The sequence below is a fragment of the Pseudomonas sp. KBW05 genome (genome assembly GCF_003852405.1).
Lineage (GTDB): Bacteria > Pseudomonadota > Gammaproteobacteria > Pseudomonadales > Pseudomonadaceae > Aquipseudomonas.
On record NZ_QAJM01000049.1, the window covers coordinates 1 to 16050 of the forward strand.

The 16050-nt window shown below is 60.3% G+C and carries 13 protein-coding genes; 2 read left to right on the forward strand and 11 right to left on the reverse strand.

The features are described 5' to 3' along the window. Positions 1-219: 219 nt before the first annotated feature. The 8 genes from DBR46_RS28395 to puuE all read right to left on the reverse strand — a co-directional run bounded on the left by DBR46_RS28395 (position 220) and on the right by puuE (position 7453). A complete protein-coding gene (locus tag DBR46_RS28395; protein ID WP_124529478.1) occupies positions 220-1005 on the reverse strand; it encodes an outer membrane protein OmpK in 786 nt (261 codons plus the stop codon). After that, positions 1002-1397: a hypothetical protein gene (locus DBR46_RS28400; RefSeq protein WP_124529480.1), complete on the reverse strand. Its 396-nt coding sequence runs from the start codon at positions 1395-1397 to the stop codon at positions 1002-1004. The genes DBR46_RS28395 and DBR46_RS28400 overlap by 4 nt, the downstream gene beginning before the upstream one ends. Before the next feature lie 45 nt (positions 1398-1442). Beyond that, on the reverse strand, positions 1443-2789 hold the full coding sequence (locus DBR46_RS28405) for a nucleobase:cation symporter-2 family protein (RefSeq protein WP_017737540.1): 1347 nt from the start codon (positions 2787-2789) through the stop codon (positions 1443-1445). Between the two features lie 226 nt (positions 2790-3015). Continuing rightward, positions 3016-4302 (reverse strand): urate hydroxylase PuuD, encoded by a 1287-nt coding sequence (locus DBR46_RS28410; RefSeq protein ID WP_124529482.1) that lies wholly within the window; start codon positions 4300-4302, stop codon positions 3016-3018. A 51-nt stretch (positions 4303-4353) separates the two neighbouring features. Then, positions 4354-4857 carry an ureidoglycolate lyase gene (locus DBR46_RS28415; protein ID WP_105694926.1) on the reverse strand — a complete coding sequence of 168 codons (504 nt, stop codon included), beginning with the start codon at positions 4855-4857 and terminating at the stop codon, positions 4354-4356. A 120-nt stretch (positions 4858-4977) separates the two neighbouring features. Next, a complete protein-coding gene (gene alc / locus DBR46_RS28420) occupies positions 4978-5973 on the reverse strand; it encodes an allantoicase (RefSeq protein ID WP_124529484.1) in 996 nt (331 codons plus the stop codon). A 41-nt stretch (positions 5974-6014) separates the two neighbouring features. Next, positions 6015-6530 carry a 2-oxo-4-hydroxy-4-carboxy-5-ureidoimidazoline decarboxylase gene (gene uraD / locus DBR46_RS28425; RefSeq protein ID WP_124529486.1) on the reverse strand — a complete coding sequence of 172 codons (516 nt, stop codon included), beginning with the start codon at positions 6528-6530 and terminating at the stop codon, positions 6015-6017. Beyond that, on the reverse strand, positions 6527-7453 hold the full coding sequence (gene puuE / locus DBR46_RS28430; RefSeq protein WP_124529488.1) for an allantoinase PuuE: 927 nt from the start codon (positions 7451-7453) through the stop codon (positions 6527-6529). Before puuE ends, uraD begins: the two co-directional genes overlap by 4 nt. A 386-nt stretch (positions 7454-7839) precedes the next feature. Here puuE and uraH point away from each other — a divergent pair, with 386 nt between their 5' ends. Both uraH and DBR46_RS28440 read left to right on the forward strand, forming a co-directional pair. Next, positions 7840-8193, forward strand: a complete 354-nt coding sequence (uraH, locus tag DBR46_RS28435; protein WP_124529490.1) for a hydroxyisourate hydrolase — start codon at positions 7840-7842, stop codon at positions 8191-8193. 155 nt (positions 8194-8348) lie between these two features. Further along, a complete protein-coding gene (locus tag DBR46_RS28440) occupies positions 8349-13463 on the forward strand; it encodes a DUF6543 domain-containing protein (RefSeq protein WP_124529492.1) in 5115 nt (1704 codons plus the stop codon). On the opposite strand, the gene DBR46_RS28445 is transcribed toward DBR46_RS28440, so the two are convergent. The 3 genes from DBR46_RS28445 to DBR46_RS28455 form a co-directional block, all read right to left on the reverse strand. Then, positions 13411-14037, reverse strand: coding sequence for a LysE family translocator (locus DBR46_RS28445; protein WP_124529494.1), 627 nt, complete (start codon positions 14035-14037; stop codon positions 13411-13413). The two genes, DBR46_RS28440 and DBR46_RS28445, sit on opposite strands and share 53 nt — an antisense overlap. Before the next feature lie 14 nt (positions 14038-14051). Further along, positions 14052-15398: an NCS2 family permease gene (locus DBR46_RS28450; RefSeq protein ID WP_124529496.1), complete on the reverse strand. Its 1347-nt coding sequence runs from the start codon at positions 15396-15398 to the stop codon at positions 14052-14054. Between the two features lie 187 nt (positions 15399-15585). Beyond that, positions 15586-16020, reverse strand: a complete 435-nt coding sequence (locus DBR46_RS28455) for a MarR family winged helix-turn-helix transcriptional regulator (RefSeq protein ID WP_124529498.1) — start codon at positions 16018-16020, stop codon at positions 15586-15588. Between the last annotated feature and the right edge of the window lie 30 nt (positions 16021-16050).

Sequence of the window (16050 nt, forward strand, 5' to 3'; positions counted from 1 at the left end):
GATGTGCGGCATCAGTTGGATGTGAAGCCCGGTGATCCGGTCAAACCCGAACACCTAGAGTAAGAACACCGCAAATCCCCGGTGGGAGCGGGCTTGTGTGGGAGCGGGCTTGCTCGCGAAGACGGTGTGTCAGTCACAGATATTTCGACTGATCTACCGCATTCGCGAGCAAGCCCGCTCCCACACAAGCCAGCTCCCACAGGAGACCGGCACCGCTAGTTAGAAGTGGTACTTGACCAGGAAGCTCGCCGTGTCCTGGTTGGTCTTGAACGCACCAGAATCTTCGATCCCGTACTTGTTCTTCCAGTAGTCGTACTCAAAGCCGACATACAACTGTTTCGCGCCCCAGTTCATCGCCTTGCCCAGGTCATATTTGACCTGCGGGTTGAAGTGCAGGTTGGCGTGGTAAGTGCCACGGGCGTTCTTGTCGTTGTCCACCACCCAATCCATAAAGCCATCGATCAGGATGTCGGAGTTGCCCACCGGCAGCGTGTAGGCCCATACCGGGGTGATCTGCCAAACGCCATCGCCCGGGCGGTTGCCTTCGGTCTGGCGCTGGTAGAAGTTCAGCTGGAAGTAGTCGAAGCCAGGCACGTTCAGGTCAAAGCCGGGGCCGAACAGGTACGACTCGTTGTCGCCTTCGCCGAACTCGTAAGTGAAGGCCAGCAATACGTCCTTGATCGGACCAAAGGACAGGTCTTGGTTGAAGATCTTGCCGAACGACAGGCGTGGACTGATTTCGCCGTAGTAAGTACTTGGACCGACGTTGCCGTCTTCCTTGCCGTTGTAAAAGATGCGGTCGACAAACAGGAAGTTGTCGCCGTACTTCCAGGCATCAGCATGTTCGAACGTGACGGTTTGCTGGATCTGTGGGTTGACGGTGAAGTTCTTGCCCCACAAGTAAGTCAGGCTGTTGTTTTGCCATTGCAGCAGGTCACCGGCCACGGCTTGGCCACCGGCCAGCAGGGATCCCGCCAGCATCAGGCCTTTGAACATAGGTTTCATTCGGTTGCTCCCGAGTTAAAGTTTTGTGGTTTTTCTTCTACGCAGGCGCTCTGGTGTGGCGCCTTTTGGTTCGCTGCAAAAATCGTCTGTTCGGTCAGCTTTAATGCTTTTAGCAAGACCTGCGCCAAGGTGTTTAAAAAGCCAAAAAATCCCCGTCGGCTGCATGAGATACAGTCGAATTCAGAGGACGTTTGCGCACTTTGGCAGCAGACATTAGGCCGGGATAAGTTGGCCTTGCAGTCAGCTTTTACATTCGCTGTTTTTTTTTGAGTCGATTCGAGCGGGCGCGGAGAATACTGGCTCCAAAGCCTTGGCTCAAGTGCGCTGTTAAAGAGCGCGTGGGGCGAGAATGGGGCACGGCTTGTGGCCGGCCCCGGGTGAATGGCGTGCATGTCGGTGTTCCCTGTTCGTTTTTGTTTTTGTAATTAACGAAGGAATCAATGCGAGTGGGCGACTTCCGGGCGTTCCGCGCCGCCGAGGATGTTGAACAGCACATTCAGCGACAACGCGCTGAGGGTGGCCATGGCAATGCCACTGTGGGTAATCGGGCTCATCCACAGCGGCAGTTGCGCGAAGAACTCCGGGCGTACCACCGGGATCAGGCCCATGCCGATGCTCACTGCCACCAGCAACTGGTTGCGGCGGTCGGCGATGTCGGCTTCCTGGAGGATCTTGATCCCCGTCGCCGCCACCATGCCGAACATGGCAATCGCTGCACCGCCGAGTACCGCTGGCGGAATCGACGCCACCAGGTATGCGGCCTTGGGCAGCAGGCTGAGTACGATGAGGAACGCGCCAGCCATGATCGTCACCGAACGGCAACGCACGCCGGTCATCTGCACCAGGCCGATATTTTGCGCGAAGGACGAGTGGGTAAAGGTGTTGAAGAACCCGGCCACAAACGACGCGCCGGCATCACACAACAGGCCACGGCGGAGCATTTTCGGGGTGACGTCCTGGCCGGTGATCTTGCCCAGGGCGAGAAACATCCCGGTGGACTCGACAAAGATGATCACCACCACCAGGCACATCGACAAGATGGGCGCCAACTCGAACTTGGGCATGCCGAAGTGCAACGGTGTCACCACCTGCACCCACGGCGCCTGGGCCAGGCCGCTGAGGTCGACCATGCCGAGCAGGCCGCACAGCACGTAGCCCAGGCCCATGCCGATCAACACCGAGATGTTCACCCAGAAGCCGCGCATGAAACGGTTGATCAGCAAGATGGTGCCCAGTACCAGCGCAGCAATCGCCAGGTAGATCGGCGAGCCGAAGGTGGCCGCCGCGCTGCCGCCGCCGGCCCAGTTCACGGCCACTGGAAACAGCGACAGGCCGATAGCCGTAATCACCGTGCCGGTGACCAGGGGCGGAAAGAAGCGCACGACCTTGGACATGAACGGCGCGATGATCATGCCAAAGAACCCGGCGGCGATAGTCGCGCCGAAGATCCCCTGCAAGCCGATGCCGGGCATGCCGGCCATGGCCACCATGCTGCCGACGGCGGCGAAACTGGCGCCCATCATCACCGGCATGCGAATGCCCACCGGACCGATGCCGAACGACTGCACCATGGTGGCGATACCGGCCACCAGCAGGTCGGCGTTGATCAAAAAGGCGATTTCTTCACGGCTCAGGCCCGCGGCCTGGCCAATGATCAAGGGCACGGCGACGGCGCCGCCGTACATCAGCAAGACGTGTTGCAGGCCTACCAGAATCAGTTGCAAGAGGGGCAGCCGCACCATGGCGGGTGCGGCAGGAATCTGCGGTTCGGCTAACTCGGTCATGCAACACCTCGGATCTTTTTTATTGTTGTGTTGTTTGGCATTCAATTGCCGGGTGGAACTCAATCTACAAACTTGCACGGTGCCAACTGTGGGAGCTGTTTTATGTGGGAGCTGGCTTGCCTGCGATAGCATCACCTCGGTAGATCTGATGCACCGAGGTGTCTGCATCGCAGGCAAGCCAGCTCCCACACAAGCCCGCTCCCACAGTTGGATTTGTGTGGATCAGTTAGTTGGTACGGGCCCCCTGATTGATCCAGGTGCCAATCAGATCCCGTTCCTGCTGGGTCATCTGGGTGATGTTGCCCAACGGCATGATCTGGGTCGCCACGGCCTGCGCCTGAATACGCGCCGCCTGCTGCTGGATCTGCGCCGGGGTATCAAACATCACCCCACCCGGTGCGGTGCTGAACAGCGGGCTGGTGGGCTTGGCCGAATGGCACACGGCGCAGCGTTCCTGGATCACCCCATGCACTTTGTCGAAATCAATCGACGCCTGCGCGGGTGCCGGTTCGGCAGCAGGAGCTGCGGCAGGTGCAGCCGGTTTCAAGCCGCCACCCAATGCCGTTTCCGGCAACGGTTGGTACTCGATGGCCGCCGGGGCCTTGGCCACTTCGGCCACGGGCTTGGGACCGGTCACATAGGCCAGGCTGATCATCGCCAAGGCGCCCACCGGCAAGGTCCACGCGTACTTCTGGCTGTTATGCCGGGTGTTGAAGTAGTGACGGACCAACACCGCGGCCACGGCGATACCGGCCAGGATCAGCCAGTTGTATTGGCTGCCGTAGGTGCTTGGGAAATGGTTGCTGATCATGATGAACAGCACAGGCAAGGTGAAGTAGTTGTTATGGCGCGAACGCAGCAAGCCCTTGGCCGGCAGCGCCGGGTCTGGCGTGCGGTTCTCGGCGATGGCCGCCACCAGTGCGCGTTGCGCCGGCATGATGATGCGGAACACGTTACCAACCATGATGGTGCCGATCACCGCACCCACGTGCAGGTAGGCGCCACGGCCGCTGAACACTTTGCTGAAGCCGTACGCGGCGGCAATCAACAGCACGAACAGGATGAAGCCGAGCAGGGCAGGGCGTTTGCCCAGGGCCGAGTCGCAGAGGAAGGAGTAGATGAACCAGCCGGCGAACAGTGAGCCGATGCCCAGCAAGACGCCTTCGGTGCCGCTGAGGCTGCTGCCGGGGGCGAGCAGGTACAGCGTCGGGTTGAGGTAGAACACCACGCATAGCAGCGCGACGCCCGACATCCAGGTGAAATAGGCTTCCCATTTGAACCAGTGCAGGTTGTCCGGCATGGTCGGTGGGGCCAGTTTGTATTTTTCCAGGTGGTAGATACCGCCACCATGGATCGCCCACAAGTCACCGGCCAGGCCGCTCTTGGGGTTGACGCGATTGAGGTTGTTTTCCAGCCAGACAAAGTAGAAAGAAGCGCCGATCCACGCGACGCCAGTGATCATGTGAACCCAGCGCACGCTAAGGTTCAGCCATTCCAACAGATGTGCTTCCACAGTCTTTACCTCTCGCCTGTCACCCTTGTTGTCGGGTGATCAGACCTTCTCTTATTGGTGGGGGGCGAGGATCAACCGCTCATCCTCTTTGAAAAAATGCTCATCGCAGTTATTGCCTGTGCCACTGCGATCAACCACCAGGAAGTCATCCCGCTTTTCGATCGTCAGCACCGGGTGGTGCCAGACGCCGCGATGGTAATTAATGCCCTGCCTGCCGTTGGTGACGAAGGCGCGGACCAAGCCCGATACAGGTTCATCGCCAAGTGGCGCGACCACGATCAGAAAGGGGTTGCCGAGCAGCGGTATGAAAGCCTGGCTGCCCAGCGGGTGTCTCTCCAGCATGCACACGGTCAGCGGCATGTCCTGCGCGTCGGCGCGGAAGATGCTGATGATGGCGTGGTCTTCCGGTTTAGCGGTTTCGACCGTGGCCAATTTGTGAAAGCGCATGGTCGACCCGTTGTTGATCATGAAGTGATCGCTGCCGTCGGTTTCGATAACGTCTCCGAAGGGGGCGAAGGCTTCTTTGGTCAGGGGTTCGATCACTAGTGTGCGCATGGCTGTCTTCTTATCCGAATGTTGTGTTGTTTGTTCTGCCGTCTTCGCGAGCAAGCCCGCTCCCACAGGGGAATGCATTTCAAATGTGGGAGCGGGCTTGCTCGCGAATGGACTCACCGCTTATTTAGCGACCTTGCCGAGAACGCGCAGGCGGCTCACACCACCATCCGGGAACACATTCAGGCGGATGTGAGTAATTGGCCCCAGTGCCTTGATCTGCTCGGCGAAGCTGTGTTCAGCGTGCATTTCCAGCTTCTGCGCCGGCAACAGTTCGCGCCAGAACAGCGATTGGGTTTCGATCTGGCTGTCGGTGCCGCCTTTCACGAACGCGCCCTGGATGGAGCAGGTGTCCGGGTAGTTGCCCTTGAAGTGCAGGGTGTCGACGATGATCTTCTCGATCTCGCCCGGGTGGCCCAGCGCGACGATCACCCAGTCATTGCCCGGTGTACGGCGACGCGCGGTTTCCCAGCCGTCGCCCATGTTGATGCCACGGCCCGGGTTGAGGATGTTGCTCATGCGCCCGAAGTGTTCATCGGAGCAGGCCAGCGCACGGCCGCCGTTGAGGGCCGAGGCCAGGTCGACTTGTTCGTTGTCGCCAATCGACGACCAGTCGCGGAACGGAATGCCGTACACACGCAGACGGGCCACGCCGCCATCCGGGTAGATGTTGAAGCGCAGGTGGCTGAAGGCCTTGTCGTTGCTGATCTCGTGGTAGTGGTGGCTGTTGCCTTGCAGCTCGACGGCCGACAGCACTTCCACCCACTGGGTGTTTTCATCAGGGTCGCCCGAGGCCAGGAAGCAGGCTTCCAGCGAGGCTGACGGCGGGAAGTTGCCGGTGAAGAATGAAGTGTCGATGTCCACGCCTTTGATCGAGCCGGGTACGCCCAGGCGGATCACCGCGCTGTCGTAGCCTTCGAAGCGCTTGCGGCGTGATTCCCAGCCGTCCATCCACTTGCCGTTGTCATCGAAAACGCCCTCCTTCCATACGGCCGGGGTCGGCTGGAACAGGCGGTTGGCGTCGGCGAACCAGTCATCGGTCACCGAAAGAATCTTGGTGCCCAGGCGGGCGTCGGCCAGGTTGACGAACTTCTCGAAAGGTACGGCGTAAGCTTTCATTCTTCTTGTCTGCCTTAGATAGAGTGGCTGGGGATGGTCGTTTAGAGGGTCAGTAAACGGAACAACGCGATCTTGTTGATCTCGGCCAGTGCGCATTTGAACTCGGTGTCGACCGAGTTGTGGATGCGCGTTTCGAACGCGGCCAGGATCTGATGCCGGTTGCTGCCTTTTACCGCCATGATGAAGGGAAACTTGAACTTGGCCTTGTAGGCATCGTTCAGCTCGGTGAAGCGAGAAAACTCTTCGGCCGTGCATTGGTGAATCCCCGCGCCAGCCTGTTCATCAGTGCTGGCTTGGGTCAGTTGACCCTGGACGGCGGCTTTGCCGGCCAGGTCCGGGTGAGCGTTGATCAGGGCCAGTTGGCTGGCATGATCGGCGCTCAACAGGATGTCGCTCATGCGCTGGTGCAGGGTTTCGATCTCGTCGATCGAAGGGTCCTGGCCCAGGTCGAAGGCCTTTTCGGCCACCCATGGCGAATGTTCGTAGATGTCGGCGAAGGCCTGGACGAATTCGTCACGGCTCAGGGTCGAGGGTTTGAGGGTCTTGAAGGCGGTCATTTGGCGGCTCCCTGGAACGGGTGGGTATCGTGCCAGTGACGGGCAATGTCGACACGGCGAGTGAACCACACCTGTTCGTGGCTTTTGGCGTATTCGATAAAACGCTTCAATGAGGCCAGGCGTGCAGGGCGGCCAATCAGGCGGCAGTGCAGGCCGATGGAAAGCATTTTCGGTGCCTCGGCGCCTTCGGCGTAGAGCACATCGAACGCGTCTTTCAAGTAGTCGAAGAAGTCATCGCCCTTGTTGAAACCCTGCACCTGGGTGAAGCGCATATCGTTGGTGTCCAGGGTGTAGGGGATCACCAGATGCGGCTTGCCGGTGGGGCTGTTGGGCTCCCAGTAGGGCAGGTCGTCGTCGTAGGTGTCGCAGTCGTAGAGGAAGCCGCCTTCCTCCATCACCAGCCGCCGCGTGTTGGGGCCGGTGCGCCCGGTGTACCAGCCCAGTGGGCGTTCGCCGGTCAGCTCGGTGAGGATGCGGATCGCTTCGAGCATGTGCTCGCGCTCCTGGGCCTCGTCCATGTACTGGTAGTCGATCCAGCGGTAACCGTGGCTGCAGATTTCGTGGCCGGCCTCGACCATTGCGCGGATCACATCCGGGTGGCGTTGGGCGGCCATGGCCACGGCGAAGATGGTCAGCGGGATATCGAATTCCTTGAACAACTTGAGGATGCGCCACACGCCGGCACGGCTGCCGTATTCGTACAGCGACTCCATGCTCATGTTGCGTGCGCCTTGCAGCGGCTGGGCCGAGACCATTTCCGAGAGGAAGGCTTCGGACTCTTTGTCACCGTGCAAAATGTTGCGCTCACCGCCTTCTTCGTAGTTGAGTACAAAAGACAGCGCAATGCGCGCCTTGCCCGGCCAGTGGGGGTGAGGAGGGTTACTGCCGTAACCGATCAGGTCGCGTGGGTAGTCAGCGCTCACTGCAGTCTTCCTTCTTGTTCGTGATCATTCATGTGGCGGCCGGGCAGTGGAATGACTGGGTGGCGTCACAGCGATGAGTGATTGTATACAACTTATCGCTCACTTTGTAAGCCTACATTTCTGCATTTTTTCCGCAGGTCTCTGTGTAAAGGGTGTAGCAAGAAACTTGCCTGGTTGGTCAGCTAATGGACAAAAGGTCGTTTAAAAGCAAGGATTACTCGCCGATTGGCTGCTCAGGCAATATGGGCGGGGTGATCAAAAGGTTTGTGATTTTTATTGTGTACAATTTTTTTAAAAAGTGTCTTAATCAGCCATCGCCGGCTTTTTCACTGCCCTGAAAAAGTGCGGACCTTTCTTCTACTGACTTCGGGAGGCGCGTAGACGCCATGGGACGTTTGACCACACACGTTTTGGACGCCGCACACGGCTGCCCCGGCAGCGCGATCAAGGTTGAGCTGTATCGCGTCGAAGGCGCGCAGCTGGAACTGGTTGCCAGCGCCCACACCAACAGCGACGGCCGCTGCGACGCGCCATTGTTGCAAGGTGATGATTACCGCAGTGGTGTCTACCAACTGCAATTCAGCGCCGGCGACTACTACCGCGCCCGTGGCGTGCAATTGCCTGAACCGGCTTTCCTCGACGTGGTGGTGCTGCGCTTCGGCATCAGCGCCGAACAGGATCACTACCATGTGCCCCTACTGATTTCGCCCTACAGCTACTCCACCTATCGCGGTAGCTAGCGTCACCTCGCTTCACACCCCCAAAGCTCTTCGTTGGTTTTTCGCCCGCCCACACTGCGGGCTTTTTTTCGTCCGCTCAAAGGTGCGGCAAGTATGTAAAGCACTGAGCGCGGCAAGCTGCTTAGGCTGGACTTTTGTGTGGACAGGAGCCAGCCATGAACAACCTTATCGACGCTCAACCTGAAGAATGCGTTCAGACGCTGCTGACCCGGCGGATCAATGCTGTTGGCGATCCCGGCAGGCTGATCAATCAGTTGCACGGGGCCCAGACGCGCTGTATCGAAGCGGGCAAAGGGCTCAAGCGCTTGATTGTGCGGGCGCCGCGTATTTCACGGATGGTCTGGCGGGTATTGCAGGATGCCTTCGCCCTGAACCCCGATCACCTCTTGTTTACCGAGCCGGGTCAGGTCAATAGCCTCACCGAGCGCGCCCTGGCCTTGCTGGTCGATCCGTTGATACCGGCCAATATCAACCAATTCACCCAGTTGAGCGTCAAGGACGATGGTGCGCGAAAACTGCCCTACAGCCCCCTTCAGGCCCTGGAAAAGGTCAGGGCGTTGGGTTTGCTGGAGCGCTTCAACCAGGCTGCGACGGCGTACTGGAGTCGACTGGCCTACGGCTCCTGGCGTACGCGACGCGAGCGGTGGGTGCAGTTGTATGGTGCGCAGTTTGCCGACCAGGCATTCATTGCGTGTCAGTTGTATGAGCTGTCGGAGCCGGGGTTTGCCATGGTCCGACAAGTGGTGGACGCGCCCACTCCCCAGGCGCGGCGACTTGCCGGTGGCGAATGGGCGGGTATGCAGGTACGTCAGTTGTTCTGGCCGGGGAGCAACCAGGCGGCGCTGGCGATTCCGGGTGCGCTGTATGTTTCACGGGGACCGCTGCACGTCGCCTATCTGCCCGGCCTGGAACGTGGGTTTTATGAGTACCCGTCCTGGGCGCAGATGCAACAAGGGCTGGGGACGTTGCTTCGGGGGCGTTTGTTCACTCTATTGTGGCAGTGCCTGCCGCTGCTTCGACGTGATGCAGTCCTCGAGCAGGGCCCGATCGTGCATGACGACGCGTTGGCCCACAGTGCATTGGCCCTGCTGGACGGGCAGTGGGACAACGAGCTGGCATGCGCCCTGACGATCAATCACACCGCTGTCGCCGCGTCGGGGCAACCACCGCCACAGCCCCGTCGCGTTCTTGCCCATATCGAAAAGGCCCGCAAGCACTTGGTGGGCGAGCCGCGCCTGGTGCCGTCACTGACGACCTTGCTGAAATGGGACGAGCAGCGGCAGGCGGCGCAGGTCATGTTGGGGCGTTTTACCCCGGGGCTTTCACTGGCCGGTCGTGAGCACCGGGTGCGCCGTCATGAAAACGGCCTGTTCGCGTTGCTCGATAGCCAAGACCTGGCGAAAGACACTGAGCCCTATCTGGCATTTGTGGCCCTGCAAGCGCACTGGCAGGTGCAGCGCGAACGGGTGCGGCAGTGGAGCGAGGTTGCGCCCGAGCGTGCTTTCGACCCCGCATTCTGGCTGGAGCGCCCGGACGGCACCCGCAAGCGTGCGACCTTGATGCTTGAGGCCCGGCGCCAGGCGCTGCTTGCCGAAGCGGAGTTGCTGCGGCGTGCACAGCTGATCAGTGCGGCGCATCAGCAGTGCCTCGTCGATGTGCTGGAGACGCCCCTGGCCGGTCAGCGCACCGGCAGTGACGCGTGTGTATTGCGTATCCGAGTGGGGCGCGAAGGAGAACGCGGCGTACCGTTGCACGATGTGTTTGTGGTGACCACGCGCAAGGGGCACAGGCATCCCGCTCGGCAACAGCCGGCATTGCTGGTGGTGGGCGGCGCACACGGCGGGATGCCGGCGTTCAACTGCCTGGCCGACTTGAGCCACAGCCTGCAGGCCAGCCTGCAAAACCCGGACGGATCGCCGTTGTGGTGCAGCGTTGCGCGGGATCAGCGTGCCCTGCGCGGGGCGAGGGTTGAAGTGACTTACGCGCCGGTCACGGGCAATGTCCTGCATGAAGGGTTCAATGCGCTGGTCAAGCTGTATGCCCGGCTCGCGACACAACTGGATGACAAGGTCCGGCTGTACAGCGAGGTCAGCGACCCCGCCCTGGCTCGGCTGTTGCTGGCCGATGAGCTGCACGAACATTTGCAGGTGCCGGAGGACGACGCCCGAATGTTGGCTTTGGCCAATGTACAGTTGTTGCGCGTTGCCGCGACACAGGCGAAAAAATTGCCTGCATGGCTCGGCACCGCCACCGCAACACTGCGCCAGCGCTACAGGCATTTGCAGAACCACTACCTGACCAGCGCCGTGGCTTTTGAGGAAAAACTCTGGAGCCTGCTGCCTGAGCTGGAAGATTTTGCCCGCGAGCGACTGATCGCACAGCTGACCCTGGATGGCTTCTATCCGCAACTGGATATCGACCGCCCACTGTTCGATATTCCCGATGATGTCAGCGCGCATTTTTGTGGCTTGTCGAGCCAGTGCGTGGTGGGTGACCGGCACGTGAAAAAGGTCGTGAGCGCGCAACGCAGCACCTACAGCCTGCTGCAATTGGCCCTGCATAACCTTGACCCCCAGGCGCCATGGACCGAATGGCGGCTGAACCGTGCCCGCTATCTCGACCCTGGCTGGAAAGACCGCCTGAGCGTGCGCTACCTGATCAAGACCCTGTCCGCCCTGGACATCGGCGGGCATTACGAAGCACGCATCCGCCAGGTGTTTTATCCGGCGTCGGGCAACCCAGGCCTTTCCCCTGCACTCAGCTACCGGGTCGTTTGGCAGCACGCACGATGGCAGCTGTTTTCGGCCGAACAGCAAGGTCTGAGCAGCCAGGGGCGCAGTCTGTTCAATACCGCCATCGCCGCCCGCGTCCCCGACGACCTGGAGCGCAATGGTCATAGCGTGCAACTGTGTTTCGTCCGGTTGGTGGGCTACACCCTTGAGCATGACCGGCACATTGCCGGGATGCTGGTGTTGTTTGACCGGGTATCGCAACGCTGTGTGGTGTATTGGCCGATGGCGCAGGGGTTTCCAGTGATCAGCGAATACCCGGATTGGGATGCCATGAGGGACACCCTCAACCGCGCCTGTGCTTTGCCCGAGCCGATCAAGGTGCTGGCTCGGCAGGTTGCACCTGGCTGGGCGCATGAGGCGCTGGCCAGCTATCCCGGGGCGCCGCCGTCAACCAAATCGGCGCGGGGCGCCTTTGGGCGATTCCGCATGAAGGGCTTTTTTATCTTGGCGATAGGCGAGGCCGTTTCTCGGTTTATGCGTTCGTTCAAGGTGCGCCATCGCGTGGCGTCCGTGTTGCAGGAGGAGATCGAGACGCAGATTCGCGAGCAGATCCAGGCGGTTGCGCCACGTTGGCTGGAGATCGCCGCCACTGACCACAGCCATGCAGTGGCGTTGCTGGTACATGCGCGGTTGTTTGAAATCCAGCGTCGTAGCCAGGCCAGTGCCCGCTCCGCCCATGCCTTGGCGGAATATCGCGAACTGCGCCTGGGTGAACAGCGCTCGGCGACGGTGCGTGGTGCGTTGTCGTTTATTCCGCTGATTGGCGTGGGGGTCAGTGTGTACGAGCTGTTGCTGGCTGCACGGCACTATCACCACAGTGGCGATCCCAAGGCGGCGGTGGACGTGGCTTTTCTGACGTTGGTCGCCTTTGTAGATGTGCTGACGGCATTGGTGCCTGGCCCCAAGGGGCTTTCCAGCGCCGGTTCCGCGACCGCACGGGCAACGATACGCAATGCCATGGTGCACTTTTCGCAGCGCCAGGCACTGACGGGCCTGAAGCGATCATTGCCCAGGCCGCTGAAGCTGTTGGAGCGTTACAAGAAAGGCGGCTTGCCCAGTGATGCGCTGCGGTTGCAAGGCCCGGGGAACAGAGGCAGTTACATCAAGGATGGTGAGCAGTTTGTCGTCATCGATCGCGAGCGCTACCCGTTATACCGGCGCAAGGATGAGCAAGTGCTGCGTTTTAGAAGCCAGCAAGCTGACGGCCAGGATGAATTGATCCTGTACATCGACGAGCCGCGAGAGTGGCTGCTGGGCGCCGATGCGCCGCAACCGCAGCCAGGGCCCAGTGCAGCCCCGTGGCGACCTTGGGCTTCATCGTCGACTGCAACTGAATGGGCCCGGCCTGCGCCAGCGTTGCTGGAGAGAGCCATACGTCAATCGCCAGAGGCGCCTGGTGGTTGGCAGGTGTGGGGATTCGTGACGGAAATGACGTTAATTGAAGCAACGCCACCCAGGAATATCTTCACGGTATCCAGCGCGACGCCCGACCAGGCCTTCAGCGTGATGAGGCTGGGAACTCGCTATTACCGGCTATTGCCTGAGGCGCAGGGGGGATTGTCGCAGCGCCTGGTGTTCATCACGCCCAACCATGCCGTGGTCCACCCGGCCTCCATCGACGTGTACAACTGGACCGGGCCAGGCATTGCAAGCCAGCCGATCCCGGCGACCCTGGGGGCCAGTGGCGTTTGGACGTTGCATCAAGGGTTGTTTACGGAACCGGTGTCGGCGTCGTTGAGCCGGGCCTTTCCCTTGATGACCCATAGCAGCCGGCATTTTCTGTTGGAGCGTCTGCTGCATCTGTCGCACACCAGTGGGAGCACGCTTACCGCCACGCAGTGGTTCGATCTCAGGGCGACGCTCGACAGGTGGCTGGCCCCGGCTGCCGTGGGGCAGACGGATGATTTGTTGAGGCTGTTGCGACCCATCGAGAGCTCGACCAGGACCAGTATCTTCATTGGCGACGACGGCCTGACCCCCGGGTTTGATCGCATGGACTTCCATTTGACGCAGGCCCCCCAGGCTTCGTTGCAAGCAGCGACTCAGCACAATCTGACTGCGCGACGTCACTTGGCCCAGGGGCAGGTTCGAGCGCACCTTGAGCGGATGGGGTTCAGCTTGCACGCGGTGGAAAAACGCCTTGGCGCCTTGCAGGCGTCGGATTTCTACTGCACGCACCCACAGTCCGACACTGTGTATTTCGTCATGACGCGCTGGGCGAGCGGCAGCTCGCTTGATCTAAAGGCCCGCGTGGGCATTCAAATGACCGATGAGTGGTTCCGGCACCGGTTTTTCACGACACACATCGCCACCTATGCGCCGATCTCTACGGCGATGAGAGAAGGGCGCCTGGTGAAGATCATTGCCGGGGTGCAATGGACGTCCAGGCGTGACCCTTCGGTCTATTTCGTCAGGTTCGGCAACGTTATGCCCGGAGCAAAGCAGCAACGCCCGCGCTACCAAAAAAAGCGGCACTGACCCGGTTGAACCAGCCCTGGCCGCTGCCGCTGCGCAGATACCGTGCCGCTCCGTGCGCGCCGAGACCGTAGGCCAGCTTGCAGAGCAGGTCGAGCAGGGTCCAGGTGGCAATCATGATCAGCAGCTGTGGCAGGAATGGCTGCTGGCTGCTGAGAAATTGCGGCAGGAACGCGGCGAAGAACAGGATGTCCTTCGGGTTGCTGGCGCCCAGCACAAAGGCCCGCCCGAACAGTGTGCGAAAGCGCGGTACGGCGGCCAGTTGCGGTACTTCGGCACCCTGGGCCGGTTGCCGCGACTGCTGCCAGCTCTGCCAGGCGAGGTAGAACAGGTACGCCGCGCCGACGATCTTCAGGGCGCTGAACAGTTGCTCGGAGGCCAGCAACAGCGCGCCCAGCCCCAGGGCCGACGCGCTGAGCAGGCAGATCGAGGCAAACACCCCACCGAGAAACGCTGGATACGAACGGCGCAGGCCGTAGTTCAGACTGTTGCTGATCATCAACAGTGACAGTGGTCCCGGGATCAGGATCACCACCAATGCCGCGCCGCTGAACAGTAGCCAGGTTTCCAGGTTCATCATGTACTCCGTTTTTATAGAAATATGAATTTGGCGATAAAGATCGCGCACAGCACCCACAGGCTCACCGAAATCTCTCGGTACTTGCCGGTGCCCGCCTTGAGCGCCACGTAAGTGATAAAGCCCAAGGCGATACCGTCGGCAACCGAAAAGGTCAGCGGCATCATGATTGCGGTCACGATCGCCGGAATGCTGTCAGTGGCTTCATCCCAATTGATGTGAGCCATGCTTGCCATCATCAGCATCGCCACGTAGATCAGCGCGCCAGCGGTGGCATAGGCCGGGATCATGCCGGCCAGCGGTGCAAAAAACATCGCGGCCACAAACAGCACGCCCACGGTCACAGCAGTCAGCCCGGTACGGCCGCCAGCGGCAACACCCGCGGCGCTTTCCACGTAGCTGGTCACCGGCGGTACACCGACCATCGCGCCGAACACGCTGGAAGCGCTATCGGCTTTCAAGGCGCGGGACAGGTTATCGATCTTGCCATCGGCGTTCACCAGGCCGGCCCGTTGCGCGACGCCCATCAGTGTACCTGCGGTGTCGAACATGTGTACAAAAAGAAAGGCAAATACCACGCTAATCATGCTTACATTGAATACACCTTTTATGTCCATGGCCATCCAGGTCGGCGCCAGGCTCGGTGGGGTGGAGACCATGCCGTTGTAGTGCACCAGGCCCAGGCCCCAGCCGGCCAGGGTCACGGCGATGATGCTGATGAGAATCGCGCCGAAGACGCGGTGGTAGCTGAGGATCGCGATCAACAGGAAACACACGGCGGCGAGCAACGGCGCCGGTTCATGCAGGGAGCCGAGCTTGATCAGCGTCGCGGGGCTTTCGACGATAATCCCGGCGGTCTTCAAGCCGATCACCCCGAGGAACAAGCCGACACCCGCGCCCATGGCATGGCGCAGGCTCACCGGAATGCTGTTGAGCAACCACTCACGCACCCGCGACAGCGTCAGGCCCATGAACAGCACGCCCGAGATAAACACCGCACCCAGCGCGGTTTCCCAGGTGTAGCCCATGGTGCCAACCACGGTGTAGGTGAAAAACGCGTTCAGGCCCATGCCCGGCGCAAGGCCTACCGGCCAGTTGGCGTACAGGCCCATCAACAGGCAGCCCAGGGCGGCGGCGATGCAGGTGGCGACGAACGCCGCGCCGTGGTCGATGCCGGCGTCGGCCATGATGTTGGGGTTGACGAAGATGATGTAGGCCATGGTGATAAAGGTGGTGAGGCCGGCGATCAATTCGGTCCTCACTGTGGTGCCATGCAAGCGCAGTTTGAACAGGCGTTCCAGCCAGCTGTTGCTGGGCGGGGAGAGGTCCAGCGTCGGGGCGTCAGATTTGCGGCTATCCACAGCAAGTACTCCTCAAGAGTTTTATTGTTATTTCCAGCGCCGGTCACAAATGTGGGCAACAGCGCTTTGAGGTACTGGCGGGTTTTGTTGACCAATAGGTCAGGAACTCGCACGAGGCGAATTATGCTTTTGTATACAAAGAAAGCAAATAATGTTTTCGAATGGTCTGGCGAAAGGCGACAGAAGGCTAATTCACTGCACTCAGTGCCTGATTCACCGCCAGCCATCCGGCAACGGCTTGTTCGCCGGCGTCACTGAAGGCGCGTTGCAACAGTTTGACCTGCTCACGTCGCAACGACTGTTCAAAACGCTGGCCTTCTTCGCTCAGCTCCAGCAGGCGTTTGCGCTTGTCGGTCTCGGACGCGACGCTGTTCACCAGGTGCATTTCCTGCAATTGGCGCAGCGGCATATTCAGTGCCTGCTTGCTCACGCCAAGCAATTCCAGCAGCTCTTTCACGCTCAACGCCGGGTAACGCGCGATAAAAAACACGATGCGCTGGTGCACCCGGCTCAAGCCTCGGCGTTCGAGCATTTCGTCGGCTTTGGCGGTAAAGGCCTGGTAGCCGAAGAAGAACGCTTCCATGGCTTCTTGCTGGGCGGTTGGGTTTTTAAGGTCAAGCATATTGACGTATCCATCGGAGCTGTCGTAATT

Bases quoted from the DNA above. Each gene is read 5' to 3' on its own strand.
- DBR46_RS28400 (WP_124529480.1), bottom strand. From the start codon at position 1,397: ATGCACGCCATTCACCCGGGGCCGGCCACAAGCCGTGCCCCATTCTCG.
- DBR46_RS28440 (WP_124529492.1), top strand. From the start codon at position 8,349: ATGAACAACCTTATCGACGCTCAACCTGAAGAATGCGTTCAGACGCTG.
- alc (WP_124529484.1), bottom strand. From the start codon at position 5,973: ATGAAAGCTTACGCCGTACCTTTCGAGAAGTTCGTCAACCTGGCCGAC.
- DBR46_RS28415 (WP_105694926.1), bottom strand. From the start codon at position 4,857: ATGCGCACACTAGTGATCGAACCCCTGACCAAAGAAGCCTTCGCCCCC.
- DBR46_RS28395 (WP_124529478.1), bottom strand. From the start codon at position 1,005: ATGAAACCTATGTTCAAAGGCCTGATGCTGGCGGGATCCCTGCTGGCC.
- uraD (WP_124529486.1), bottom strand. From the start codon at position 6,530: ATGACCGCCTTCAAGACCCTCAAACCCTCGACCCTGAGCCGTGACGAA.
- DBR46_RS28445 (WP_124529494.1), bottom strand. From the start codon at position 14,037: ATGAACCTGGAAACCTGGCTACTGTTCAGCGGCGCGGCATTGGTGGTG.
- uraH (WP_124529490.1), top strand. From the start codon at position 7,840: ATGGGACGTTTGACCACACACGTTTTGGACGCCGCACACGGCTGCCCC.
- DBR46_RS28455 (WP_124529498.1), bottom strand. From the start codon at position 16,020: ATGCTTGACCTTAAAAACCCAACCGCCCAGCAAGAAGCCATGGAAGCG.
- DBR46_RS28405 (WP_017737540.1), bottom strand. From the start codon at position 2,789: ATGACCGAGTTAGCCGAACCGCAGATTCCTGCCGCACCCGCCATGGTG.